At 71.5% G+C, this 25,381-nt stretch carries 18 protein-coding genes; 6 read left to right on the top strand and 12 right to left on the bottom strand.

Annotation, left to right across the window (positions count from 1 at the left end; genetic code table 11):
- Position 1: 1 nt before the first annotated feature.
- Positions 2 to 775 carry a serine hydrolase gene (locus ACL03H_RS03355; protein WP_412809554.1) on the bottom strand — a complete coding sequence of 258 codons (774 nt, stop codon included), beginning with the start codon at positions 773 to 775 and terminating at the stop codon, positions 2 to 4.
- A gap of 17 nt (positions 776 to 792) precedes the next feature.
- Positions 793 to 1,728, bottom strand: a complete 936-nt coding sequence (locus ACL03H_RS03350) for an ornithine cyclodeaminase family protein (protein ID WP_412809553.1) — start codon at positions 1,726 to 1,728, stop codon at positions 793 to 795.
- Positions 1,729 to 2,071: 343 nt separating this feature from the next.
- On the opposite strand from ACL03H_RS03350, the gene ACL03H_RS03345 reads away from it, so the two are divergent.
- The 5 genes from ACL03H_RS03345 (at position 2,072) to ACL03H_RS03325 (ending at position 9,353) form a co-directional block, all read left to right on the top strand.
- A complete protein-coding gene (locus ACL03H_RS03345) occupies positions 2,072 to 3,655 on the top strand; it encodes an aldehyde dehydrogenase family protein (RefSeq protein WP_412809552.1) in 1,584 nt (527 codons plus the stop codon).
- On the top strand, positions 3,652 to 4,794 hold the full coding sequence (locus tag ACL03H_RS03340) for an NAD(P)/FAD-dependent oxidoreductase (protein WP_412809551.1): 1,143 nt from the start codon (positions 3,652 to 3,654) through the stop codon (positions 4,792 to 4,794). The genes ACL03H_RS03345 and ACL03H_RS03340 overlap by 4 nt, the downstream gene beginning before the upstream one ends.
- 168 nt (positions 4,795 to 4,962) lie before the next feature.
- Complete coding sequence (locus ACL03H_RS03335; RefSeq protein WP_412809550.1) at positions 4,963 to 6,138, top strand: Glu/Leu/Phe/Val family dehydrogenase; 1,176 nt, start codon at positions 4,963 to 4,965, stop codon at positions 6,136 to 6,138.
- A gap of 6 nt (positions 6,139 to 6,144) precedes the next feature.
- On the top strand, positions 6,145 to 7,149 hold the full coding sequence (locus ACL03H_RS03330; protein WP_412809549.1) for a LysR family transcriptional regulator: 1,005 nt from the start codon (positions 6,145 to 6,147) through the stop codon (positions 7,147 to 7,149).
- Positions 7,146 to 9,353 carry a thiamine pyrophosphate-dependent enzyme gene (locus tag ACL03H_RS03325; protein WP_412809548.1) on the top strand — a complete coding sequence of 736 codons (2,208 nt, stop codon included), beginning with the start codon at positions 7,146 to 7,148 and terminating at the stop codon, positions 9,351 to 9,353. Before ACL03H_RS03330 ends, ACL03H_RS03325 begins: the two co-directional genes overlap by 4 nt.
- Positions 9,354 to 9,482: 129 nt before the next feature.
- Here ACL03H_RS03325 and ACL03H_RS03320 read toward each other — a convergent pair whose 3' ends face one another.
- The 4 genes from ACL03H_RS03320 to ACL03H_RS03305 all read right to left on the bottom strand — a co-directional run bounded on the left by ACL03H_RS03320 (position 9,483) and on the right by ACL03H_RS03305 (position 12,939).
- Positions 9,483 to 10,877, bottom strand: a complete 1,395-nt coding sequence (locus ACL03H_RS03320) for an FAD-binding oxidoreductase (protein ID WP_412809547.1) — start codon at positions 10,875 to 10,877, stop codon at positions 9,483 to 9,485.
- 85 nt (positions 10,878 to 10,962) lie between these two features.
- Entirely contained in the window at positions 10,963 to 11,151 is a 189-nt protein-coding gene (locus tag ACL03H_RS03315) for a DUF397 domain-containing protein (protein ID WP_412809546.1), read from the bottom strand.
- A 131-nt stretch (positions 11,152 to 11,282) separates the two neighbouring features.
- Positions 11,283 to 11,720 (bottom strand): PPOX class F420-dependent oxidoreductase, encoded by a 438-nt coding sequence (locus ACL03H_RS03310; RefSeq protein ID WP_412809545.1) that lies wholly within the window; start codon positions 11,718 to 11,720, stop codon positions 11,283 to 11,285.
- A gap of 229 nt (positions 11,721 to 11,949) precedes the next feature.
- A complete protein-coding gene (locus ACL03H_RS03305; protein WP_412809544.1) occupies positions 11,950 to 12,939 on the bottom strand; it encodes a phosphatidylinositol-specific phospholipase C in 990 nt (329 codons plus the stop codon).
- A 366-nt stretch (positions 12,940 to 13,305) separates the two neighbouring features.
- Here ACL03H_RS03305 and mmuM point away from each other — a divergent pair, with 366 nt between their 5' ends.
- Complete coding sequence (gene mmuM / locus ACL03H_RS03300; RefSeq protein WP_412809543.1) at positions 13,306 to 14,238, top strand: homocysteine S-methyltransferase; 933 nt, start codon at positions 13,306 to 13,308, stop codon at positions 14,236 to 14,238.
- Positions 14,239 to 14,455: 217 nt separating this feature from the next.
- Here the strand turns inward: mmuM and ACL03H_RS03295 are convergent, their stop codons facing one another.
- From ACL03H_RS03295 to ACL03H_RS03270, 6 genes are all read right to left on the bottom strand, one after another.
- Complete coding sequence (locus tag ACL03H_RS03295) at positions 14,456 to 15,340, bottom strand: mycobacterial-type methylenetetrahydrofolate reductase (RefSeq protein WP_412809542.1); 885 nt, start codon at positions 15,338 to 15,340, stop codon at positions 14,456 to 14,458.
- 172 nt (positions 15,341 to 15,512) lie between these two features.
- The gene (gene ahcY, locus ACL03H_RS03290; RefSeq protein WP_412809541.1) at positions 15,513 to 16,973 is read right to left on the bottom strand and encodes an adenosylhomocysteinase; all 1,461 of its coding nucleotides are present in this window, start codon (positions 16,971 to 16,973) and stop codon (positions 15,513 to 15,515) included.
- A gap of 122 nt (positions 16,974 to 17,095) precedes the next feature.
- Entirely contained in the window at positions 17,096 to 20,689 is a 3,594-nt protein-coding gene (gene metH, locus ACL03H_RS03285) for a methionine synthase (RefSeq protein ID WP_412809540.1), read from the bottom strand.
- Positions 20,690 to 20,785: 96 nt separating this feature from the next.
- The gene (locus ACL03H_RS03280; RefSeq protein WP_412809539.1) at positions 20,786 to 21,760 is read right to left on the bottom strand and encodes a carbohydrate kinase family protein; all 975 of its coding nucleotides are present in this window, start codon (positions 21,758 to 21,760) and stop codon (positions 20,786 to 20,788) included.
- A gap of 142 nt (positions 21,761 to 21,902) precedes the next feature.
- Entirely contained in the window at positions 21,903 to 23,105 is a 1,203-nt protein-coding gene (gene metK, locus ACL03H_RS03275; RefSeq protein WP_412809538.1) for a methionine adenosyltransferase, read from the bottom strand.
- A gap of 132 nt (positions 23,106 to 23,237) precedes the next feature.
- On the bottom strand, positions 23,238 to 24,947 hold the full coding sequence (locus ACL03H_RS03270; protein ID WP_412809537.1) for a glycine/sarcosine N-methyltransferase: 1,710 nt from the start codon (positions 24,945 to 24,947) through the stop codon (positions 23,238 to 23,240).
- Positions 24,948 to 25,381 lie beyond the last annotated feature (434 nt).

The following is a 25,381-nucleotide window of genomic DNA, read 5'->3' as shown; positions in this document are numbered from 1 at the left end:
CTCAGCCCAGGGCGCGGAACACCGCGAGTCCGAGGGCCGCGATCCGGTCGCGCACGGGTTCGGCCCCGGTGAGCTCGTCCACCAGCACCGCCACCACCGCTCGGGGCCGCTCGTCGCCGATCAGCGCGACGTCGTGGCGGCTGCCGGAGATCTCGCCGGTCTTGTTCCAGCACCGGGCTTCCCCGGGCAGCTTCGCGGGCAGCCGGTCCCGGATCTGCTGGCGGGACAGCACGTCCAGCGCGTGCGCGGTGAGCCCTGCGGGCAGCGCCCGGCCGGTCGCGAGCCGGTCCAGGATCAGCGCCTGGTCCAGCGCGCAGGTGGTGTTGCGGCCGGGAGCGCGCACGTCCATCAACCGGCGCTCGACCTTGGTCGCGGTGCAGCCGAGGTCGGCGGCGCACCCGGCGATCGCCGGGAGACCAACGGTGTCGATCACGGCGTTGGTCGCCGCGTTGTCGCTGATCACGATCATCAGCGTGATCAGATCGCCGAGGGTCATCCGGTCCACCCCGGACAGCTCGCGCAGCACCCCGGCCCCGCCCGCGCGCTGGGCGGGCAGCGGGATCTCGGAGCCGAGATCGAGGTCCCCGTCCCGGACCGCCCGCAACGCCGTGATCATCACGAGCACCTTGATCGTGCTCGCGGCGCGGACCTCGCGCCGGGCGCCGCGCAGCAGCGCCTCCCGTTCGTCCAGGTCCCACGCGGCGAACCCGACTCGCCCCGGGAACTCCGCCCACAGCGGCGCGATCGCGTGCTCCAGCCGGTGCGCGAAGCCCATCCCTCCCCCTCAGGTCCTCACAAGGTCCCGAGCACGGCGTGCGCGGCCGCGGCGTCCTGCACGCCGATGCCGACGCTGGTGTAGAGCACGAGCTGCTCCGCGCGGGTGCGCCCCGGCGCCCTGCCGAGCAGCACCTCGCCGAGCGCCCGGAGCTGCCCGCGCTCCCGCTCGCCGCGCTCGATCGCCCGCACGAGCGGGCCCGCGTGCCCGGCGGCGGTGTCCACATCGTCCACCACCAGCAGGTCGGCGCGCCGGACGAGCTCGTCGTCGACCTCCCGGCGGTGCGGCTCGTAGCTGCCCACCGTCACGACCGTGGCGCCGGGTTCGAGGAGTTCGGCGTGGACGACCGGTTCGGCGCTGAGCGTGCAGGCCGCGACCAGTTCGGCACCGCGCAGCGCCCGTTCCGCGGTCCCGGCGGGGCGGACGTCGAGGTCGAGCTCGGCCGCGAGCTCGGCGGCCAGCGCACGGGCGCGCCGCGGGTTCCGGCCGTGGATCCGGACCGCTCGCAGTGCGCGCACGCGGGCTATCGCGCGCACGTGCGCACGGGCCTGCACGCCGGTGCCCAGCACGGCGAGTTCGGCGGCCGAGCCGGGGGCCAGCGCGTCGATCGCGACGGCGCTGCCCGCGGCGGTGCGCAGTTCGGTCAGCGCCGTGCCCTCGAGCACGGCGCGCAGCGAACCGTCGCGCGGGTCGAGCACGAGCACGGTCGCCGAGATCGCGGGCAGACCCAGCTCGGCGTTGCCGGGGTGCGCCGCGACGAGCTTGCTCACCGCGCCGTGCTCGGCGGAGAGCGTGCCGAGGTAGCCCAGCGCGGTGCCGGTGCCGCTCGGCGCGGAGACCTTCGGGGCGAGGCGGGCCCGGCCGGAGGCGAGCGCTTCGAACGCCATCCGCTGCGAGCGGATCGCCGCGTCCAGGTCCAGCGCGGCGGTCACGTCCGCATCGGTCCAGATCATGTTCGTCCTCCCGCTCCGGCGTCGGCCTCCGCGATCGGTGCACGAGCAACCTGGCACGGGAACGGCGGATCGCGGAACCGGTCCTCGGCGAGCAACAGCATCTCTGTTGCACAGAACCCCAGGATTTCACTCTTCTGATGCTCACGGTTCGAACTGCTGCGCGGTTACCGTGGGCCTCGACTCCGGTTGCGCCAGTGCAGCCGATCCTTCCGAAGCAGCCCCTGACCCGCGGCCCCGGGCACCATCGCCCCGCGCCGCAGCGGTGTCGCACGCCCGGTGGACGGTCGATCCCGCAGAACCGATGTCGCAACAGCCCGCACGGACGAGGAAGAGGTGGACCACGGTGTCGACGACGGTGAGTTCGGTGATCGGGGCAGGCTCCCGCGAGGCCGCCCCCGGAGCCGGATCCGGCGAGTACGTGTCGCGCAATCCCGCTCGGCTGGACGAGGTCGTGGCGCGGGTGCGGCTCGGCGGTCCGGAGGCGGTGCCGGACGCGGCGCGCGCAGCCCGCACCGCGCAGCGCGAGTGGGCGCAGGTGCCGGCGCCGGTGCGCGGCCGGGTGATCGCCGAGCTCGGCAGGCTCGTGGAGGCGAACAAGGAATCGCTGGCGCGGCTGGTGACCAGTGAGATCGGCAAGCCCTACGCCGAGGCGCTCGGCGAGGTCCAGGAGATCGTCGACACCTGCGACTTCTTCCTCGGCGAGGGTCGGAGGCTCTACGGCCAGACGGTCCCGTCGGAGATGCCGGACAAGCAGCTGTTCACCTTCCGGGTGCCCGTGGGCGTCGCGGTGGTGATCACCGCGGGGAACTTCCCGGTGGCGGTGCCGTCCTGGTACCTGGTGCCGGCGCTGCTGTGCGGCAACGCGGTGGTGTGGAAGCCGGCCGAGTACGCGGCGGCGGCCGCTCGCGCGGTCGCCGAGCTCGCCTGGCGCGCCGGTGTTCCGCAAGGCGTGCTGAACCTGGTGTACGCCGACGGTGAAGACACCTTCACCGGCCTGGAAGCGGCGTTGCGGGAGGGTCTGGTCGACAAGGTCGGTTTCACCGGCTCCAGCGCGGTGGGCTCCCGCGTGGGCGAGCTGTGCGGCCGGTACGCCCAGAGCCCCTGCCTGGAGCTCGGGGGGAAGAACCCGATGGTGGTCGCCGCGGACGCCGATCTCGACCTCGCGGTGGAGGGCGCGCTGTTCTCGGGCTGGGGGACGGCCGGGCAGCGGTGCACCTCGTTGGGCAACCTGATCGTGCACCGGGACGTGCACGACGAGTTCGTCGCCCGGCTGGACCGGGCGTTGCGGTCCGCCGCCATCGGCGACCCCACCGGGGACGTGCTGTACGGGCCGCTGCTGGACCAGAAGTTCGCGGACGGCTTCGAAGCCGTGCTGGGCACCATCGCCGACCACCACACCGTGCTCGGTTCGGAGTCGGTGGGCCGGATCAGCTCCGCGGCCCCCCGCGCCGGGTTCCGGGGCGATCCGGAGGCCGGGCTGTTCTACCACCCGGTCCTGCTGGACGGGCTGCGTCCGGAGGACCACGTGTTCGCCCAGGAGACCTTCGGGCCGATCGTCGGGGTGAGCACCTTCGAGCACTTGGACGAGGCGATCGAGCTGGGCGACGCGCCGGGCTACGGTCTCTCGGCGGCCGTCTACACCACGGACCCCGCCACCGCTTTCCGGTTCCGGCAGGGCACCAGGGCGGGCATGGTCAGCGTGAACAACTCGACCTCCGGAGCGGAGGCGCACCTGCCCTTCGGCGGCAACGGCCGCTCCGGCAACGGCAGCCGCCAGTCCGGGATCTGGGTGCTCGACCAGTTCACCCGCTGGCAGTCGCTGAACTGGGACTTCTCCGGCAAGTTGCAGAAGGCGCAGATGGACGTGGCCACCGTCGAACCGGACCGGGGCTACCGGTTGCCGCCCGAGCTGGGTGGGACGACGTGACCCCGCCGGACCGGGCCGAGGTCGTCGTGATCGGCGGTGGGGCGGTGGGCACCTCCATCGCCTTCCACCTGGCCGAAGCGGGAGTCCAGGTGCTCCTGCTCGAACGCGACGAACTCGGATCGGGCAGCACCAGCAAGGCGGCCGGCGGGGTGCGGGCGCAGTTCTCCGACCCGGTCAACATCGAACTGGGCGCCCGCAGCCTGCGCGTCTTCGAGCAGTTCGCCGACCGCCCGGGATGGGAGATCGACCTGCGCAGGAACGGCTACCTCTTCCTGCTCTCCGACCCGGCGGACGTGGCGGCCTTCGAGGAGTCCGTGCGGACGCAGAACGGGCTCGGGGTGCCGAGCCGGATGCTCACCGCGCGGGAGGCGGGTGAGCTCTGCCCGCTGGTGTCGCTGGACGGCGTCCTCGCGGCGGCGTTCTCCCCGACCGACGGGCACTGCACCCCCGAGTCGGTGGTGCAGGGCTTCGCCGCCGGGGCCCGCCGGCGGGGCGCGACGATCCAACGGCGCTGCGCGGTCACCGGCATCGAGGTCAGCGGCGGTGAGATCACCGCGGTGCGCACCGGCTCCGGTCGGATCGCGACGTCGACGGTGGTCTGCGCGGCCGGCCCCTGGTCGGCGGAGGTGGGAGCGATGGCCGGGGTCGACCTCCCGGTGCGCCCGCTGCGTCGGCAGGTCCTGGTGACCGAACCGGTCGCGGACCTCCCGGAACGGCTGCCGTTCACCATCGACTTCGGCACCGGCTTCTACTTCCACGAGGAGGGGCCCGGACTGCTGATGGGGATGCCGGACCCGGTCGAGAGCACGGACCCGCACGTCGACGACGGGTGGCTCGACTCCCTCGCCGCCGCCGTTTCGGCTCGGGCACCGGCGCTGGACTCGGTCGGGGCTGCGCACCGCTGGGCCGGGTTCTACGAGCTGAGCCCGGACCACAACGCGCTCATCGGCACCGCTGCGGGGTTGCGCCGCTTCGTGTACGCGACCGGGTTCTCCGGGCACGGTTTCCTGCAGAGCCCCGCGGTCGGCGAAGTGGTGCGCGACCTGGTCCTGGAGCGGCCACCACCGGTGGACGTGAGCGGACTGGGGGTGGGGCGCTTCGAGCGGGCGGCCCGGCGCCCGGAGCGCAACCTCGTCTGACCCGGTCCCCGCCCGAGCGCCCACCGCGGCGGTCGGCCCCTGGTGCACCCCCACCGGTGCACGCGCGCTCCGTGCGCGCCACGGCCGGAACCTCGGCCGCCCCGGCCAGGACCCGCGCGTCCCCGGCCGGTTCGCACCCGACCCACCGGACCAACGCTGGAGGCAGCCGTGAACGATCCGTTGCAGTCGATCGACGAGTGGGGCCCCGAGAAGATCGTCTGCGTGTCCGACTCCCGAACCGGGATGCGCGGCGTGCTGGTGATCGACAACACCGCGCGCGGCACCGGCAAGGGCGGCATCCGGATGAGCCCGACGCTCGACGTCGCCGAGGTCGCCCGGCTGGCCCGGGTCATGACGTGGAAGTGGGCGGCCGCGGACCTGTTCCACGGCGGCGCCAAGGCGGGCATCGCGGCCGACCCCGCCGCTCCCGACAAGGAGCGGATCGTGCGCGCCTTCGCCCGCGGTCTCGCCGACCAGATCCCGGCCAGCTACGTGGCGGGGCTGGACATGGGCATGACCGAGCGGGACGCGGCGATCATCCAGGACGAGCTCGGGGACCGCGGTGCCGCGGTGGGCGTGCCGGAGGTGCTCGGCGGGGTGCCCTACGACGAGCTCGGCGTGACCGGGCACGGCGTCGCCGCCGCGCTGCGGGCCGCGTTGGAGCTGCGGGGCCGCTCGGTGGCCGGGGTGCGGATCGCGATCCAGGGCTTCGGCGCGGTCGGTGCCGCCGCCGCCCGCCGGTTGCACGAGCTCGGCGCCCGCGTCGTCGCCCTGTCCACCGTGGATGGCGGTGTGCACGATCCCGGTGGGCTGGACGTCCCGTGGTGGCTGGACCGCCGGGCCGAGATCGGCGATCGCTGCGTGCTCGGCGCACCGGGGGTCACGCGCCTGGAGCGCGGCGAGGAGCTGCTGGTGGACTGCGACGTCCTGATCCCCGCCGCCGGGCAGGACGTGCTCGGTGAGCGCGTCGCAGCCGGGGTGCGCGCCGACTTCGTGGTGGAGGGTGCGAACCTGCCGACGACGCCGGGGGCGCGCGCCGCCCTGGCCGCCCGGGGCGTCACGGTGGTGCCGGACTTCATCGCCAACGCCGGGGGCGCGATCGCGGCCGGATTCGCCATGGACTCGCGGCGTTCGGCGTTCCGCCCGGCCCCCGGGCGGATCCTGGAGGAGGTCGCGGAGCGCTGCCACGCCAACACGCTGCTGGTGCTGCGCTCCGCGCAGGAGCGGGGCGTCGACCCGCGCGCCGCCGCGCTGGCGATCGCTCAGGAGCGGGTGCGCGCCGCGATGGAACTGCGCGGCCGGGTGGCTCGTCCGGAACCCGAACCTGCCCGCGCGGGAGGGTGATCACCGGTGCTCAACCCGATCCACCTGCGAACCCTGCAGGAGTGCGTGCGCACCGGTTCCTTCGCCGAAGCCGGGCGCGTCCTCGGTTACACCGCCTCGGCGGTCTCGCAGCAGATGGCACTGCTGGAGCGCGCCGTCGGCGCACCGCTGTTCGAGCGTTCCGCGCGCAGCGCCCGCAGGACCGCCCTGGCGACCCGCCTGGCGGAGCGCAGCCGGGACGCCCTCGGCGCGCTCGAATCGCTGGAGCGGGAGGTGCGGGCCATGGTCAGCGGTGAGGAGGGCAGCCTGCGGCTGGCCGGGTTCGCCACCGCGAACGCGCGCATCCTGCCCGGGGTGCTGGCCTCGGTGATCGAGCAGCGCCCGCACGCGGAGCTCCAGCTCGACGAGGGCGAACCGGACGAGGTCGTGGACAGCGTCCTCGACGGGGTGCTCGACGCCGCGGTGGTCTTCGAGTACGACCTGGATCCCCGGCAGTGGCCGGCCGACCTGCGGGTGGACGACGTGGTCGCCGAACCGCTGCGGCTCGTGCTCCCGCCGTCGCACCGGCTCGCGGGACTGCCGGAGATCCCGTTGCAGGAGCTCGCCGCGGAGCACTGGATCTGCACCCGGCGGGAGACGTCGGGAGCCCGGTCGCTGGTGCGGTTGGCGGCGGCGAGCGGGTTCGTCCCGCGGATCACCTTCCGCAGCAACGACTACTCGGTGATCCGGGACCTGGTCGCACGGGGCATGGGCGTGGCCGTGCTGCCGGGGCTCGTGCTCGACCGCGGCGCGGTCCGCGTCACCCGGATCGCCGGACGGCAACCGCAACGCCGGGTGCGCACCCTGTACCGCAAGGAGAACACCAATCCGCTGCTGCCGATCGCGCTGGAGTGCCTGCACCGGGCCGGTGCCGAGCTGGCGGCGCTGTGGGCCGGGGGCGGTGCTGATCCGGAACCGATCCCGCTGCGCACGTCCCCGCCGAACGGCCGGGTGGACGTGCGGTGGCACGACGAGCAGGTGGAGCGGTCATGAACCAGTCCCACGACCGGATCGAGATCGACGAGCACTTCCGCTCCGCGGTCGGGGCGCTGGACCCGGCCGCCACCGCCCCGGCCCGGGTTCCGGTGGACGAGCTGCTGGCGCTGTTCGACGCCCAGGCGGGGAGCAGGCACCTGGACTTCGCCGCCAGATCGCTGGGCCGCCGCGGGCTCGGCTACTACAGCATCGGCTCCTCGGGGCACGAGTCCAACGCGGCGGTGGCCGCGGCGCTGCGCCCGACGGACCCCGCCCTGCTGCACTACCGGTCGGGAGCGTTCTACCTGCGCCGAGCGGGGCAGGTCCCGCACCAGGACCCGCTGCGGGACGTGCTGCTGGGCGTGGTCGCCTCGGCCGAGGAACCGATCTCGGCGGGCAGGCACAAGGTGTTCGGGCACGGTGAGCTCGGCATCATCCCGCAGACCTCGACGATCGCCTCGCACCTGCCGCGGGCGATGGGCCTGGCCTTCTCGCTGGGCCGCGCCGAGCGGCTCGGCATCGAACACGAGTGGCCGGCGGACCCGGTGGTGGTGACCAGCTTCGGGGACGCCTCGGCGAACCACTCGACCGCGCTCGGCGCGATCAACGCGGCCGGGCACTGCGCGCACCGGGGGATCCCGATGCCGCTGCTGATGGTGTGCGAGGACAACGGGATCGGCATCAGCGTGCGCACCCCGCCCGATTGGATCAGCACGGCGCACGCCCACCACCCGGCGATCGGGTACGCGGCGGTGGACGGGGACGATCCGGTCCGCTGCCTGGAGCTCGCCGCCGAGCTCGCGGAGTGGGTGCGCTCCCGGCAGCGGCCCGCGTTGCTGCACCTGCGCACGGTCCGGTTGATGGGACACGCGGGCTCCGACGTGGAGTCCGGGTACCGCTCGCGGTCGGAGATCCTCGCCGATCACGGCCGGGACCCCCTGCTGGCCACCGCCACCGCGCTGGTCCGCGGCGGCGCGCTGTCCCCCGGCGAGGTGCTGGACCGCTACGAGAGCGCCCGCGCGGAGGTCGGGCGGATCGCCGAGGAGGTGCTGGAGCGGCCGAAGCTCGCCGACCGCGCAGCGGTGATGGCGTCCCTCGCCCGGTCCGATCCCGACGCGGTGCGCGAGCGGGCGGCGCGGGTCCCGGCCGGCCGGTCGCGGCACTTCGGCTCCGAACCGCCGGAATCCGAGGGCCCGCTCACGCTCGCCGAGTCGATCAACCGGGCGCTGGCGGACGCGCTGGCCACCGATCCGGGGACGCTCGTGTTCGGCGAGGACGTCGCGGGCAAGGGCGGGGTGTACGGGGTCACCCGCGGGTTGCGCCGCGCCTTCGGCGGCCTGCGGGTCTTCGACACCCTGCTCGACGAGCAGAGCGTCCTCGGCACCGCGCTGGGGGCCGGCCTGGCGGGGATGGTGCCGATCCCGGAGGTGCAGTACCTGGCCTACGTGCACAACGCGGCGGACCAGCTGCGCGGCGAGGCCGCGACGCTGAGCTTCTTCTCCAACGGCCGGTACCGCAATCCGATGGTCCTGCGCATCGCCGGCTACGGGTACCAGAAGGGGTTCGGCGGGCACTTCCACAACGACAACTCGGTGGCCGCGCTGCGGGACATCCCCGGGGTCGTGGTGGCCTCGCCCTCCCGCCCGGACGACGCCGCCGCGATGCTGCGCACCTGCGTCGCCGCGGCCCGGGTGGACGGCCGGGTGTGCGTGTTCCTCGAACCCATCGCGCTGTACCACGAACGGGATCTGCACGAACCGGGCGACAACGCCTGGACGGCGCCCTACCCGGCTCCGGGGAACGGGCACGTGCCGATCGGGCGCGCCCGCTCCTACGGCGCGGGAGAGGACCTGACGCTGGTCACCTTCGGGAACGGCCTGCCGCGGTGCCTGCGGGTGGCCCGGCTGTTGGAGGCCGAGGGCGCGGCGGTGCGGGTGCTGGACCTGCGCTGGTTGAACCCGCTGCCGGTCGAGGACCTGCTCGGCGCGGCGCGGGCCAGCGGCCGGGTGCTGGTGGCAGACGAGACGCGCCGCTCGGGCGGGGTCTCGGAGTCGGTGGTGACCGCGCTCGTCGACGGCGGGTTCACCGGATCGATCAGCCGGGTCACCAGCGCGGACAGCTTCATCCCGCTCGGCGGGGCCGCATCGCACGTGCTGCTGGGCGAGAGCGCGATCGCCGAAGCAGCGCGCAGAGCGCTGCGCGGCGACCGAGGCGCGGGGTGATCGCGCGGCTCCGGTCCCGCGGACCGCGGGGTGCCGACGGTGCACTCCCCTGCACCGCCGGCACCCACCATGCTAGGTCGGCTCGCACCCCGGAACACGTCGTTCATGGGTGCGGAGAGCGCGGGCGGGTCACCGGCCGGGGTCGCCGAAGACCTTGCCCGGATTGAAGATCCCGGCCGGGTCCAGGGCGTTCTTCACCGCGTGGTGCATGCCGACCACGGTGGGGCCCAACTCGTCGTGCAACCCGGCCCGCTTGAGCAGCCCGATCCCGTGCTCGCCGCTGACGGTGCCGCCGAGCGAGATCGCGTCGGCGACGAGGTCGTCGAACGCGCGCTGCGCCCGGTGCTTCGCCGCGTCGTCGCCGGCAGGAGTGATGATCAGCGGGTGCAGGTTGCCGTCCCCCGCGTGCGCGATGTTGGCGATGCGGGTGTCGTGCCGCCTGGCGGCGGCCTCGACCTTCGCGAGCATGTCCGGCACGAGCGCACGCGGCACGCACACGTCCTCGGTCAGCAGCGGGCCGAGGCGTTCCAGCGCCGGGTAGGCCAGCCTGCGCGCGGCGAACAGGGCGTCGGCCTCGTGCTGATCGGTCGAGGCGGCGCTGAAGGTGGCGCCGGCCTTCTCGAAGCACTCGACGAGCGTCGCGACTTCCTGCTCCCCGGCCGCACCGGGGGTGTCGGAGCGCCCGAGCAGCAGCACCTCCGCCTCCGCGCTGAGTCCCATGTTCTTCCACTCGTCCACGGCGCGCAGGCAGTGCCGGTCCAGCAGCTCCAGCGCCGACGGGACCACCCCGGAGGCGGCGACGGCCGCGACGGCCTCCCCCGCGTCGATGAGCGAGTCGAAGTAGCCGACCACGGTGCGCTCCGGGGCGCGCACGCCGGACAACAGCTTGACGGTGATCTCGGTGATGACGCCGAGGGTGCCCTCCGAGCCGACGAACAGCCCGCAGAGGTCGTACCCGGTGACGCCCTTGGCGGTGCGGCGCCCGAGCCGGACCACCTCGCCCGAGCCCACGACGGCCTCCAGGCCCAGGACGTAGTCCCGGGTCACGCCGTACTTGACGCAGCACACGCCGCCCGCGTTGGTGGCCACGTTGCCGCCGATGGTCGACCACGGGGAGCTCGCCGGATCCGGCGGGTACCAGGCGCCGTGCTCGCGGCAGGCGGCACGGAAGTCGTCGTTGATCACGCCTGGCTGGGTGACGGCGAGCTGCTCGCGCGGGTTGATCTCCAGTACGGAGTTCAGCTGTTCGAACGAGATCAGCACGCAACCGTCCAGGGCGTTCGCGCCGCCGGAGAGCCCGGTGCCCGCGCCGCGCGGAACCACCGGCACCCCCAGCTCCGCGCAGACCCGCACGGCGGCCACGACGTCTTCGGTGCTGGTGGGGCGGACCACGGCGGCCGGGGTGCCGTGCGGTGCCCACTCCGCCTCGTCGTGCGCGTAGCGGCCGAGGGACTCCGGGTCGGTCACCAACCGCTGCTCCGGCAACCGCGCTCGCAGCGCCGCGAGCGTGCTCTCCGTGTCCATCCGCGCCTCCGTTCACCCGACCGGACCCCACGTTAACCCGGTGGACGAACAGGGCCCCAGCGCCGGGTCGGTGGCGCGCGGACGGTCAGGGACGGCGCCACCGTTCGGAGCCGACCACGAGGAGGAACCTCCGCCACCGCTCGGGCGGCACCCGCAGCCGAGCCCCGTGCGGCTGCTTGGAGTCGCGGATCAGGATCATCCCCGCGCGGCTCGCCACTTCGACGCAGTTGCCCACGGACCCGCTGCGGGAGCTTCGGTGCCACTTCTCGGACATGCAGTCCCCCCAATGGCACCGGAATCACATCCATCATCGTTGCTCGACCGGGGGGATCCAGTGGGCAGCCGTCGCAACGCCCTCACCCGGCCGCGAAGACCGCGGCGGCCGATCGCCGAGGGGGGGGTCTCTCAGTCCGCGACGCCGTTGCTCTGATCGATGAACGTCTGCCGCTCCGGAGTGATCCACAAGGTCACCCGCTCGGACTTGATCGCCTCCGGCGGGTAGTCCCTGCCCAGGTACTTGCGCGCGAGCTCGTCGACCTGGTTGCGGGCCCGCTCGTCGGCGGTGGTCCGGGTGACGCGCCCGCGCACTTCCGCGTAGCGGTAGGGATCCTGCTCGTCGCGGATGAGCACGGTGATGTGCGGATCGCGCTCGACGTTGAGGTGCTTGGCCCGGTGGGTCTCGGTGTTGAGCACCAGCTGGTCGTCCTCGACGTCCACCCAGATCACCTGGTTCTGGATCCGCCCGCTGGGCAGCATCGTGGCGACGGAGGCGAAGTTCTTGCCGGTCGCGAGCCGCTCCGTCTCGGGCATCAGGGTCGGTCCGTTGGCGGTCTTCGCCGGCATCGCGGTCCTCCGGAGGCTCGGTGTGCGTTGACCGCCGAGTACCCGGGCCGCCGTTCCTCCAACCCGCGCGGCCCCGTGACCGCCTCCTGTCGCCTCGTCCGACCTCGCGCCCCGAGTCCGATCCGGAGCCGGGAGGGTCTCGCGCGAGATCGCGCTCCCGCCGCGGCACGTCAGCGCGGCGGCTGCCTCGGACGCGGCGGGGGCGATGTCGCGCGAGATCTCGGCCGGGTCAGGAGTTGCGGGCGATGATCTCGTCGATCAGCTCGGCGCCGGGGAAGTCCATCAGCACGACGCCGGTGCGGGGGACGTCGTTGCCGCCGAGGTGGTCGAGGGCGTGATCGTTGACGCCGCGGACGTCACCGGTGCCGCAGGCGACGGTCTTCGGGACGGCACCGAGGCTGGAGCCGCTGCTGAAGTTCCAGAACATCTCGCCGGAGTCGGCGTCGTTGGTCTTGTCCCAGTGGTCGCGCACGTGGTTCCACTTGTCGTCGATGTCGCCGATGGTGGGCACCTCGTACTCGTCCTGCACGTACTCGCCCCAGTTGTCGTCGGTGAACTGGGACAGCCCGTATCCGTCGACGAGCCCGCCCTGGGCCTCCTGCAACGAGCCGAGCACGATCTTGCCCCGCACCGAGCCGAGTTCGGGCATCCCGTCCTCGGCGGGGTTGTGCAGCAGTCCGCCGTTCGGGTCGTTGTCCCGGTACCAGTCGAGGATCTCGGCGGTGTCCTTGTCGCTGTTCTCGTCGGTGCAGGATCCGAGTTCACCGGTGCACTCGGCCTTGAGCCGCATCAGGATCGTCTCGCCGGGGTGGTCGGCGAGGAAGTCCCCGGCTTTCGCCAGCACGTCGGCGAAGTTGGCGTTCTGGTAGAAGGTCCCGTGGTGGATGGTGAACAGGTCGTCCACGCGGCGCACCCGGATGTCGACGGCGCGGACCCCGGCGTCGAGCTGCGCGGTGAGCGTTTCCGCGCTGTCGCCGTGGTCCTCCTGGGTCTGGGTGATGGCCCCGCCGTGCAGGGAGAGCGTGTCGTGGGTGCCGGGGACGGACAGCGCGGCGAGGCTGGTGTCATCGGACAACTCGGCCATCCAGTCCGGGTGGGAGGTCTCGGTGAGGCTCTCGCAGTAGGCGGTGGCGGCCTGCGCGGTCCCCGCGGGCGCGAGGGTTGCCGCGAGCGCGGCGGCGAAGGTGACGGCGATCCTGGCGGTGGTCGAGGCGGTCATGCGGCGATGATCGCGCCGCCGGCACGGCTCCAGGAGCACCCTGGCGACATCCCGCCACCGGTTCGAGCCCTTCGCGGCCTCCGCCCGCACGGGTTCCAGCGAGGCCACCGTCGCGCGGGGGTCTCCCGCCACGGCCCGCTCCAGCCCCGCGCGGACTCCCCCGCTCGGACCACCGCTCCCACCCCGCTACCGCACCGCTCCCCGGCGTGGTTCCGGGGTGGTGGCCGGGGCTCCGCGCGGGCCGACGGGTTGCGCCCCGCCCCATCGCCGAGGGGCGGTGGCGCACCTGGTGCGCGCCGCGCGGCGCGAGGTGGATCACGCGCTCGCGGGCGGGAGCGCGGGGCGGCGAGGGATTACCGTGCGGGGATGGGCATCGGGGTGCAGGAGCTGTTCCAGGACGGGCCGCGGATCCTGGACGGCGGGCTGGCGACCGCGCTGGAGGCTCGGGGCGCGGACCTCTCCGGCGGGCTGTGGTCGGCCCGGTACCTGGTCGACGCGCCGGACAAGATCGTGGCCACGCACGAGGACTTCTTCGCGGCCGGGGCGGAGGTCGCCAAGTCCGCCGGGTACCAGGCGAGCTTCGAGGGGTTCGCGGCGCACGGGATCGGCCGGGAGCAGGCGGCGGAGCTGATGCGGCGCAGCGTGGAGCTCGCCCAGGAGGCGGCGCACCTGGCGCCGGTGCCGCAGCGGGTCGACAAGACCGCGCCGCAGCGCACCGGCCGCTTCGTGGCGGCCTCGGTCGGGCCGTACGGGGCGATGCTCGCCGACGGCTCGGAGTACCGGGGGCGCTACGGCCTGGGCCACCGCGAGCTGGTCGCGTTCCACCGGGCCCGAATGCGGATCTTCGCCGAGGCCGGACCGGACCTGTTCGCGCTGGAGACGGTGCCGGACGTGGCGGAGGGCGCGGCGCTGCTCGACGCGCTCGACGGGATCGGCGTCCCGGCCTGGCTGTCCTACACGATCGCCGGGGACCGCACCCGGGCCGGTCAGCCGCTGGAGGAGGCGTTCGCCGTCGCGGCGGACCGGGACGACGTGCTCGCGGTCGGGGTGAACTGCTGCTCCCCCGCCGACGCGACCCGCGCGGTGCCGATCGCCCGGGAGGTGACGGGAAAGCCGGTGGTGGTCTACCCGAACAGCGGCGAGCGCTGGGACGCCGTCCACCAGGTGTGGACGGGGCCGTCCGGCTTCGACGCGGCGCTGGTGGCCGGGTGGATCGACGACGGCGCGATGCTGGTCGGCGGCTGCTGCCGGGTCACCCCCGCCGACATCGCCGACGTCGCCGCCCACCTGGGCCGCTGAGCTGGGGGCGGCACGCCGGTGCCCTGGCCCCACCAGCGGCTGAAGCCGATGATGGGGCGCCCAGCACCGCCGCGAGCCCTCAGCCGCTACCTCGCCGCGGGATCCGCTTCTGGTGGATGCCCCGCGAGGAAATGGCTGTCCACGCGAGGAGCCGCGCGAGGAAGCAGCTGAGGTTCCGCCGCGGCACCGCGGTGGCAGCTCGTCCAGCAGCCGGAGATCAGTCTTCCGGGGACCAGTGCTCCAACATCGCCGCGAAGACCTCGAACGCGGGCTTGGAGTACCCGTAGGGCGCCTCGAAGTGAACGCTGAGCGGGAAGCCGAGCTCCGCCACGCCGTCGAGCACGCGCTTGTAGACGTCGAGCAGCTTCTGCTTGCGCTGCTCGAAGCTGAGGTCGGTGATGGAGGCGATGAAGCGCTGCTCGGCCTCGACCAGCGGGTTGCCCGGGTCCTGGATGAGCCAGTCGATCAGCTTGCGACGGCCCTCGACGCCGGGCACGAAGCCGAAGGACAGCAGGATCTCCGGCCGGTGCGGGGTCTTCGCCGCGAAGTCCTGGAGGAACCCGACGATCGCGTCCGAGTACAGCAGCTGCGTCATGCCGTAGGTCGCGCCGCGCTCGCACTTGAAGTTGAACCGGCCGTGCTCGCCCTCGCGGGTGGGGATCAGGATCGAGCCGCGGTTCGGGACGACGTCCTGGAACTGGGTGAGCGCGTCGGTGGGCGGCACCCCGCCGCCCTCGCCGTCGGCCATGGTGCGGGGGACGCCGACGAACGCGATGCCCTCCATGCCCGCGTCGCGCAGGCGGACCAGTCGCTCCCCCAGCTGCTGCTTGTCGAGGAACGCGGTGACCTGGGTGCACAGGCCCTTCACGTCGCCGATCTCGGGGCGAACCGCGTTCCAGAAGTCGATGACGTCCATCTTCGGCTTCATCTCGATCGGACGGTCGTCGTCCTCGGCGATGATGCCCGGGATCATGAGGTGCCCGATGCGGTCGGCGAGCCCGGCGGCGCGGCTGTTCGCGGCCACCTTGCGGCCTTCCTCCACGGCCTTCTCGTGTCCACCGTCGAGATCGGGCGGTGCCATTTCGAGTGCGATCGTGTTCATCTCGGCCTCAGGTCTTCCTTCCTCGCCGGTCACCGCACGTCGGCCGCTCGGGGCGCCGCGCTGCCGGAAATCGGGATTCGAGCGCGGCGCGGCCGCCGCTCGACGGGAGTTGCGTGACTGCCGGGGACCGCCGCCGCCCCGGGCGGGGCGGCGGCGGTCGGCGGGGCAGCGATCAGTAGCGGTAGTGGTCCGGCTTGTACGGGCCGTCCACGTCCACCCCGATGTACTCGGCCTGCGCCTTGGTCATCTTGGTGAGCTTCACGCCGAGGGCGTCCAGGTGCAGCCGGGCGACCTTCTCGTCGAGGTGCTTGGGCAGCACGTAGACGTCCTTGGCGTACTCGCCGGGCTTCGTCCACAGCTCGATCTGCGCGAGGGTCTGGTTGGTGAACGAGTTCGACATCACGAAGCTCGGGTGCCCGGTCGCGTTGCCCAGGTTCAGCAGCCGTCCCTCGGACAGCACCAGGATGGAGTGCCCGTCGGCGAAGGTGAACTCGTGCACCTGCGGCTTGATCTCGACCTTCTTGATGCCGGGGGTCTTCTCCAGGCCGGCCATGTCGATCTCGTTGTCGAAGTGGCCGATGTTGCCGACGATGGCCTGGTGCTTCATCTTCGCCATGTGGTCGGCGGTGATGATGTCGAAGTTGCCGGTGGTGGTGATGAAGATGTCGGCGATCTCGACGACGTCGTCGAGGGTCTTGACCTCGTAGCCCTCCATCGCCGCCTGCAGCGCGCAGATCGGGTCGATCTCGGTGACGATCACCCGGGCGCCCTGGCCGCGCAGCGAGTCCGCCGAGCCCTTGCCGACGTCGCCGTAGCCGCAGACCACGGCGACCTTGCCGCCGATGAGGGTGTCGGTGGCGCGGTTGATGCCGTCGACGAGCGAGTGGCGGCAGCCGTACTTGTTGTCGAACTTCGACTTGGTGACCGAGTCGTTCACGTTGATCGCCGGGAACAGCAGCCCGTCGGACTTCACCAGCTCGTAGAGCTTGTGCACGCCGGTGGTGGTCTCCTCGGTGACGCCCTTGATCTCGGCGGCGAGCTTGGTGAAGCGGTCCTTGCTCCGCTCCAGGCTCGCGCGCAGGGTCGACAGGACGACCTTGAACTCCTCCGGGTCGTCGTCGGTGGCCTGCGGCACCGCGCCGGCCGCCTCGAACTCGACGCCCTTGTGCACGAGCAGGGTCGCGTCCCCGCCGTCGTCGAGGATCATGTTGGCGACCTTGCCGTCGCCGAACTCCCACAGCTGGTCGGTGCACCACCAGTAGTCCTCGAGGGTCTCGCCCTTCCAGGCGAAGACCGGGACGCCCTCGGGCTTGTCGGCGGTGCCGTTCTTGCCGACGACGACGGCCGCGGCGGCCTCGTCCTGGGTGGAGAAGATGTTGCAGGACACCCAGCGGACCTCGGCGCCGAGCTCCACCAGCGTCTCGATGAGCACCGCGGTCTGCACCGTCATGTGCAGCGAACCTGCGATCCGCGCGCCCTTGAGCGGCTTGGCGTCCGCGTACTCCCGGCGAGTCGCCATCAGACCGGGCATCTCGTGCTCGGCCAGCCGGATCTGGTGCCTGCCGGCCTCGGCCAGACCCAGGTCGGCGACGGCGAACTCGATGCCGTTGGCCTTCTGCAGCTTCGCGCTCATGATTTCCTTTCTAGAGTTCCCCGCTGGGGTTCCATCCCTGCCAGGGCGTTTTCCCTGCTCGGGTTCGGGCGGCTTCGGGCGCGGACCGCCGATGATCAATCCGCTGGTCCGCGCCCCCGGCCTCACGTGTTGAAGTACTTCGCCTCGGGGTGGTGCGCCACGATCGCGTCCGTGGACTGCTCGGGGTGCAGCTGGTACTCCTCGGAGAGCTGCACGCCGATCCGCTCGCTCTCCAGCAGCTCGACGATCTTGGCTCGGTCCTCGATCTCCGGGCAGGCACCGTAGCCGAAGGAGTAGCGGGCGCCGCGGTAGCCGAGCTTGAAGAACTCGGTCACCTCGCGGGGGTCCTCGTCGGACACCGAGCGGCCGCTGGACCACAGCAGCTCCCGGCGCACCCTGCGGTGCCAGTACTCGGCGAGCGCCTCGGTCAGCTGCACGCCCATGCCGTGCACCTCGAGGTAGTCCCGGTAGGAGTTCTTGGCGAACAGCTCGTTGGCGTAGTCGGCGATGGGCTGGCCCATCGTCACCAGCTGCATCGGCAGCACGTCGACCTGACCGGTCTCCTCGGCCTTCTCCCTGCTGCGGAAGAAGTCGGCGAGGCTGAGCCTGCGGTCGCGCTGCTGGCGCGGGAAGGTGAACCGGGTCCGCTCGGCGGCGTCGGGCTCCTCCTTGTCCAGCACGATCACCGAGTTTCCCTCGGTGACCACCGGGAAGTAGCCGTAGACCACCGCGGCGTGCTGCAGGATGCCGGCCGTGGCCAGCTCGTCCATCCAGTAGCGCAGCCGGGGGCGGCCCTCGGACTCGACGAGCTCCTCGTAGGAGGGCCCCTCGCCCTTCCGGGCGCCGCGCAGGCCCCACTGGCCGAAGAACGTGGCGCGCTCGTCGAGCAGCGCCAGGTAGTCGGCGGTGGGCACGCCCTTGACGACCCGCGACCCCCAGAAGGGCGGCGTGGGCACCGGCGCGTCGGTGTCCACGTCGGACCGGACCGAGTCGTCGTAGAGGTCCGGAACCGGGCCCTGCTCGGCCTTGCGCTTCTCGGCGATCCGCTTGGAGCGCTCGTGGCGCTCCTTGCGCTCGGCCTTCTTCGCCTCCTCGGCCTCGTTGATCTCCGGGGCGTCACCGCGCTTGATGGACATCAGCCGGTCCATCAGGTTGAGGCCCTCGAAGGCGTCCTTCGCGTAGCGGACGTCGCCCTGGTAGAGCTCGTCGAGGTCGTTCTCCACGAAGGAGCGGGTCAGCGCCGCGCCACCCAGCATGACCGGGTACTTCGCGGCGATGCCGCGCTCGTTCATCTCCCGCAGGTTGTCCTTCATGATCACGGTGGACTTCACCAGCAGGCCGGACATGCCGATCACGTCGACCTGGTTCTCGTCCGCGGCGTCCAGGATGGCGTTCACCGGCTGCTTGATGCCGATGTTGACGACGTCGTAGCCGTTGTTGGACACGATGATGTCGACGAGGTTCTTGCCGATGTCGTGCACGTCGCCCTTGACGGTCGCGAGCAGCAGCTTGCCCTTGCCGCCGGAGTCGTCCTTCTCCATGTGCGGCTCCAGGTAGGCCACCGCCGACTTCATGGTCTCCGCGGACTGGAGCACGAACGGCAGCTGCATCTGACCGGAGCCGAACAGGTCGCCGACGACCTTCATGCCGGCGAGCAGGTTCTCGTTGACGATCTGCAGCGGCGCCTTCTCCCGCATCGCCGCGTCGAGGTCGGCCTCCAGGCCGTTGCGCTCGCCGTCGACGATCCGCTTCTCCAGCCGCTCGAACAGGGGCAGCTTCGCCAGCTCCTCCGCGCGGGAAGCACCGGTGGAGGAGGCGGTCTTGCCCTCGAACAGCTGCATGAGCTTCTGCAGCGGGTCGTAGTCCTCGGCACGCCGGTCGTAGACGAGGTCGAGGGCGACCTGGCGCTGCTCGTCCTCGATCTTGCTCATCGGCAGGATCTTGGAGGCGTTGAGGATCGCCGAGTCCAGGCCGGCCTCGCGGCACTCGTTGAGGAACACCGAGTTGAGCACCTGGCGCGCGGCCGGGTTCAGGCCGAACGACACGTTGGACAGGCCCAGGGTGGTCTGCACCCGGGGGTGGCGGCGCTTGAGCTCCCGGATGGCCTCGATGGTCTCGATGCCGTCCCGGCGGACCTCCTCCTGGCCGGTGGTGATCGGGAAGACCAGGCAGTCGATGATGATCGCCGATTCGTCCAGGCCCCAGTTCCCGGTGATGTCCGCGATCAGCCGCTCGGCGATCCGCAGCTTCCACTCCGCGGTGCGGGCCTGGCCCTCCTCGTCGATGCACAGCGCCACGACGGTGGCGCCGTGCTCGCGCACCATCGCCATGACCTTCTGGAACCGCGAATCCGGACCGTCGCCGTCCTCGTAGTTCACCGAGTTCACCGCGCAGCGCCCGCCGAGGTGCTCCAGCCCGGCCTGGATCACGGCGGCCTCGGTCGAGTCCACCATGATCGGCAGCGTGGAGGCGGTGGCGAGCCTGCTCGCCAGCTCGCGCATGTCGTCGGCGCCGTCGCGGCCCACGTAGTCCACGCACAGGTCGAGCATGTGCGCGCCCTCGCGGGTCTGCGCCTTGGCGATCTCGACGCAGTCCTCGTAGCGGCCGTCGAGCATGGCCTCGCGGAACTTCTTGGAGCCGTTGGTGTTGGTGCGCTCGCCGACGTTGAGGATGCTGGCGTCCTGCTCGAAGGGCACCGACTGGTACACCGAGGAGACCGCGGGGATCACCTCGGCGGTGCGCGGCCGCGGGGTCAGCTCGGCCACCGCCTCCGACACCGCGCGCACGTGCTCGCCGGTGGTGCCGCAGCAGCCGCCGACCAGGCGCGCGCCGAAGTCGGTGACGAACCCGGCGAGCGACTGGGCGAGCTCGTCGGGCTGGAGCGGGTACACCGCGCCGTTCGGGCCGAGCTCGGGCAGGCCCGCGTTGGGCATCACCGAGATCGGGATCTGGGCGTGCTGCGCCAGCACCCGCAGGTGCTCGCTCATCTCGGCGGGGCCGGTGGCGCAGTTCATGCCGATCAGGTCGATGCCCAGCGGCTCCAGCGCGGTCAGCGCGGCACCGATCTCGGAACCGACCAGCATGGTGCCGGTCTGCTCCACGGTCACCTGGGCGATGATCGGGAGCCAGCGGCCGGTCCGCGCCATCGCCCGCTTGGCCGCCACGATCGCGGCCTTCGTCTGCAGCAGGTCCTGCGAGGTCTCGACGAGCACGACGTCGATGCCGCCGTCGAGCATCCCCAGCACGTTCTCCACGTACGCGTCGCGCAGGTCCGCGTAGGGCGCGTGGCCGAGCGTGGGCAGCTTGGTACCGGGCCCCATCGAGCCGAGCACGAAGCGCGGCTTGTCCTTCGTGGCGTACTCGTCGGCGGCCTCCCTGGCCAGCCGGGCGCCCTTCTCCGCGAGGTCCCGGATGCGCTCCGGGATGCCGTACTCGCCGAGGTTGGCGAGGTTGGTGCCGAACGTGTTGGTCTCGATCGCGTCCGATCCGGCCTCCAGGAAGCCGCGGTAGACCCCCGAGACCACGTCGGGCCGGGTCTCGTTGAGGATCTCGTTGCAACCCTCGAGGTTCGCGAAGTCGTCCAGCGACAGGTCGTAACCCTGCAGCGCGGTGCCCATGCCGCCGTCCGCGACGAGCACGCGCTCGCCGAGCGCGGTCAGGAATCCGCTCGGATCCCGGCCCGAGCCGGTGTCGCCGTTCGTGTTGACCCCATTCATGCCGTTGCCTCTTCCCACGCTTGCCTGCGCCACGCCCGAACCTCCAGTGTGCTCGCCTGGGCGGTACCGGGGAGCACCCCGGTACCGCCCCGCGGCTCAGCGCAGCTTCGAACCGATCTCGGCAGCGGCCGTGTCGCCGTAGGCCTCACCGATGCGCGCGAGGAAGGACTCGCGCTCGACGTCGTACTCCTGCGGGCCGTCCGTCTCCAGCGAGACGGTCGCCAGCGTGCAGCCGAGCTGCAGCGCCCGCTCCACGCCCAGCCCGCCGGACAGGCCCGCGAGGAACCCGGCGCGCAGGGCGTCGCCGACGCCGGTCGGGTCGCCCTTCTGCTTCTCCTTCGGGGGCGCGATCTCGAAGGTGGCCGCGGTGGCCGACTCCACCTTCACGCCCTTGGCCCCGAGCGAGGTGACCCAGCTGCCGACCTCGGCGAGCACCTCGGAGTGGCTCCAGCCGGTGCTCTGCAGCAGCAGGCCGTGCTCGTACTCGTTGGTGAACAGGTACTCGGCACCGGAGACGAGCTCGCGCACCGCCTCGCCGTCCATCCGGGCGAGCTGCTGGCCCGGGTCGGCGAGGAACCGGTAACCCCGGTCGCGGCACTCCCGGGTGTACTGCACCATCGCGTCCGGGTCGTTCGCGGAGATCACCACCAGGTCCAGGCCGCCGACGCGCTCGGCGATGCTCTGGAGCCGGATCTCCGCCGCCTCGGACATGGCACCCGGGTAGAACGAGGCGATCTGGTTGAAGTCCTGGTCGGTGGTGCACAGGAACCGGGACGTGTGCTTGGTCTCCGAGACGTGCACCGAGGCGGTGTCGACGCCGTGGCGCTCCAGCCAGGCGCGGTACTCCTCGAAGTCCTGCCCGACGGCACCGACCAGCAGCGAGGTGACCCCGAGCTTGCCCAGGCCGAAGGTGATGTTGGCCGCGACCCCGCCGCGGCGCACCTCCAGCTCGTCGACCAGGAAGGACAGGGACACCTGTTCGAGCTGATCGGCGATCAGCTGCTCGGCGATCCTGCCCGGGAAGGACATCAGGTGGTCGGTCGCGATCGACCCGGTCACCGCAATCCGCACTGCAACAACTCCCTCTCGGACGACCGGTGACATCGTCGGTCACCGGTCTCGCGAACTTCTCGGAACCTGCCCCGCACCGGGCCGCGGGGCGCGGCCGTGCCACGCCCCGCGGCGGCCCGTGCGCGCGGCCGCATGTTCCTGATCAGAGGCCGGCCGCGCTCTTGAGCGCGTCGGCACGGTCGGTGTTCTCCCACGGCAGCTGGACGTCGCTGCGGCCGAAGTGGCCGTAGGCCGCGGTCTGCGCGTAGATCGGGCGCAGCAGGTCCAGGTCCCGGATGATCGCGGCCGGACGGAGGTCGAAGACCTCGTTGATCGCGGCCTGGATCTTGACCGGGTCCACGTTCTCGGTCCCGAAGGTCTCCACGAACAGCCCGACCGGTGCGGCCTTGCCGATGGCGTAGGCCACCTGGACCTCGATGCGGCCGGCCAGCCCGGCGGCCACCGCGTTCTTCGCCACCCAGCGGGTCGCGTAGGCCGCGGAGCGGTCCACCTTCGACGGGTCCTTGCCGGAGAACGCGCCGCCGCCGTGGCGGGCCATGCCGCCGTAGGTGTCCACGATGATCTTGCGTCCGGTCAGGCCGGCGTCGCCCATCGGGCCACCGACGACGAAGCGGCCGGTCGGGTTGATCAGCAGCCGCAGGTCGGTGGTGTCGAGGCCGACGCGCTCCAGCTCGGGGGCGATGACCTTCTCGTTGATGTCCTTGGACAGCGTGGTGTCGAGGTCGATCTCCTCGGCGTGCTGGGTGGACAGCACCACGGTGTCCAGGCGCACCGGCTGGTCACCGGCGTACTCGATGGTGACCTGGGTCTTGCCGTCGGCGCGCAGGTAGGGCAGCGTGCCGTCCTTGCGGACCTCGGTGAGCCTGCGGGAGAGCCGGTGCGCGAGCGTGATGGGCAGCGGCGCGAGTTCGTCGGTGTCGTTGCAGGCGTAGCCGAACATGAGGCCCTGGTCACCGGCGCCCTGCTTGGCGATCTCGTCGATGACGCCCTCGACGCGGTTCTCGTGGGCGGTGTCGACGCCCTGCCCGATGTCGGGGGACTGCGCGCCGATGGCGATGTTCACGCCGCAGGAGTTCCCGTCGAAGCCCTTGGCCGACGAGTCGTACCCGATCTCCAGGATCTTCTCCCGGACGATGGTCGGGATGTCGACGTAGGCGTCGGTGGTGACCTCACCGGCCACGTGCACCTGACCGGTGGTCACCAGCGTCTCCACCGCCACCCGGGAGCGCGGGTCCTGCGCCAGCATCGCGTCCAGCACGGAGTCGCTGATCGCGTCGCAGATCTTGTCGGGGTGACCCTCGGTCACCGACTCGCTGGTGAACAACCTGCGGTTGATCTCACTCACGGCTCAACCTCACCTCTCAGCTTCTTTGGCGGCTTCGATCCTTGCGCACTGGCAGCAGGAATGTCATGAGTGTCCACTCACTGGCATCCCGCCGACCGGCCCAGCGGGACCGGCCGTGCGCACCATTTATGATCATGCACGGGCGTGAATGATGCCCCATGCCAGGCTTCCGGCGTTACCGGACTCCACCCAGGCACGCAGGCCTCGCTTCATCTTGGTGCGATATTCCTCACCGATCCGGTCGGCCAGCTCGGACTCGCGTGCCTCGAGGACATCCAGCACCCGCTGGTAGTGCACCGGCAGGTACGAGCTGAGGTCCTCGAAGTCGATCGTCTGCAGGCCCAGGCGGGCCAGCTCGCGCCGGTAGAACCCGGGCGAACCCATAGTGTCCAGGTTCAGCCGATCAAGGATCGGGCCGAGGTCCTGCTTGCGAGCGCCGTCGGCGGCCATCGGGTCGGTGAACACGAACGAACCGCCCTTGCCCAGCACCCGGGTCACCTCCTCCAGGACCCGCTCCCGGTCCCCGCTGTGCAGGATCGCGTCCTGCGACCACACCAGGTCGAAGGCGTTGTCCTGGAACGGAATGTCCTCGAAGGAGCCGTCCTTGACCTCGATGAGGTGGTCGAGGCCCGCCGCGCGGTTGAACTCGACGTTGCGGGCGTTCTCCACCTCGCTGAGGTTGAGGCAGGCCACCTTGCAGCCGTAGGTCTGGGCGAGGTAGCGCGCCGCACCACCGTACCCGGAGCCGATGTCGAGGATCCGCGTCCGCGGTGTGATCTCGACCTTGCTCGTCATGCGCTCCACGGTGCGCCGGGAGGCGGCGTCGATGTCCTCGTCCGGGGAGCTGTAGAGGCCGACGTGGATGTCGTTGCCTCCCCACACGTGGTAGTAGAAGTTGTCCGCGTCCTCGGAGTTGTAGTAGTCCCGAGCGGTGTGCACCGCCGTGGAATACATGTCGGAGAGATCGTCCTCGGTGCGGTAGTTCTTCTCCGCGACGTGGATGAAGAAGTCCGGGTCCCCGTCGGCGTAGGTTTCCTGAAAATCGCCGTAGGTGTCGATTCGCTGGAATCCGACCTCGCGAAGCAAACGCCGGACGTAATTCTTCCGCAACGGGTACATGTTGAGGAAGAACTCGCTCTTGTCCGGGAACGTGTACTTGAACCGAGCGAGCCCCTCGTCGACGTAATCCGGCTCGGCGGATACGTCGTCACCGGCGTAGTAGTAGGTGTGCTTGCTGGAGAACCCGTCGTCCAGGATGGAGTCGTAGTTGCGCTGATCGATGATCAGGACGCCGTCGTGCTTGAGCATCGCGTAGAACTCCGCGAGCGCCTTGCGCCGGTCGCGCTCGGAGAACAGGTGCGTGAACGAGTTGCCCAGGCAGATGATCGCGTCGTACTCACCGTGCACGTCGCGGTTGAGCCAGCGCCAGTCGGCGTGCACCACGCGCAGGATGTGCCCGCCGTAGTCCAGGCCGTTGCGGAAGGCCTTGGCCAGCATCTGCGGGCTGCCATCAGCGCTGACCGTCTCGAAGCCCTCCTCCAGCAGGCGCACCGAGTGGAAACCGGTCCCGGTCGCCACGTCCAGCACGGACTCCACGCCGCGCGCCTTGAGCTGGTCGACGAAGAAGCGCCCCTCGCTCTCGTAGCGCTTCTTCCAGTCGATCAGGTCGTCCCACTTGTCGACGAACCCGCCCACGTACTCGTGCGTGTAGTGATCGGATTCGCGCACTTCCAACGGATTGTCGCCGAAGACCTGCTCCTCGCGGGCCACCAGTTCGGCCGCGTCCTCGACCGCGCCATTGCGTGCACCGTGTCGCGCCAGGTCGTCCACGCTCTTGGCCATGCTTCACTCCCACCGCTCGCGTTGGTCATGCGCCTCATGCACCACATCAGGTCCGCGCGAATCCGCCCCGAGATCAACTCGCGGTCGTGCGGGGCCGCCACTCGAATAAGGCGGCAGTTCCACACCGGCGTGGGCGGCCGAAGAAAATCAGGCCGCGCACCTGCGCCGGTTCCTCGCACTCAGCCGGCTCCATTGCCGACCGGCTTCGACGCGAATTCGTGCGTCGAGTCACCAACCTATGCGAATGAGTTGCCGAAGCAAGCTCATCGAGAAGTGACGCTGATCACAGCAATGGGATATAAGCGTGATTCGCGCCGTCACCCTGGGTGAAAAAATGCGCTGCCACCAGCGCCTTTTCCGGGCTTTTTGCGAGCATGTCACGATCGCATAAGTGCGCGGCGGCGGTGACGTGTGTATGATCGCGACCGCAGCAC

Source organism: Saccharopolyspora antibiotica (assembly GCF_047200635.1).
In the GTDB taxonomy this organism is placed as follows: Bacteria; Actinomycetota; Actinomycetes; order Mycobacteriales; family Pseudonocardiaceae; genus Saccharopolyspora_C.
The sequence above is the reverse complement of the archived record's forward strand: the minus strand, read 5'-3'. Positions and strand labels throughout refer to the sequence as shown.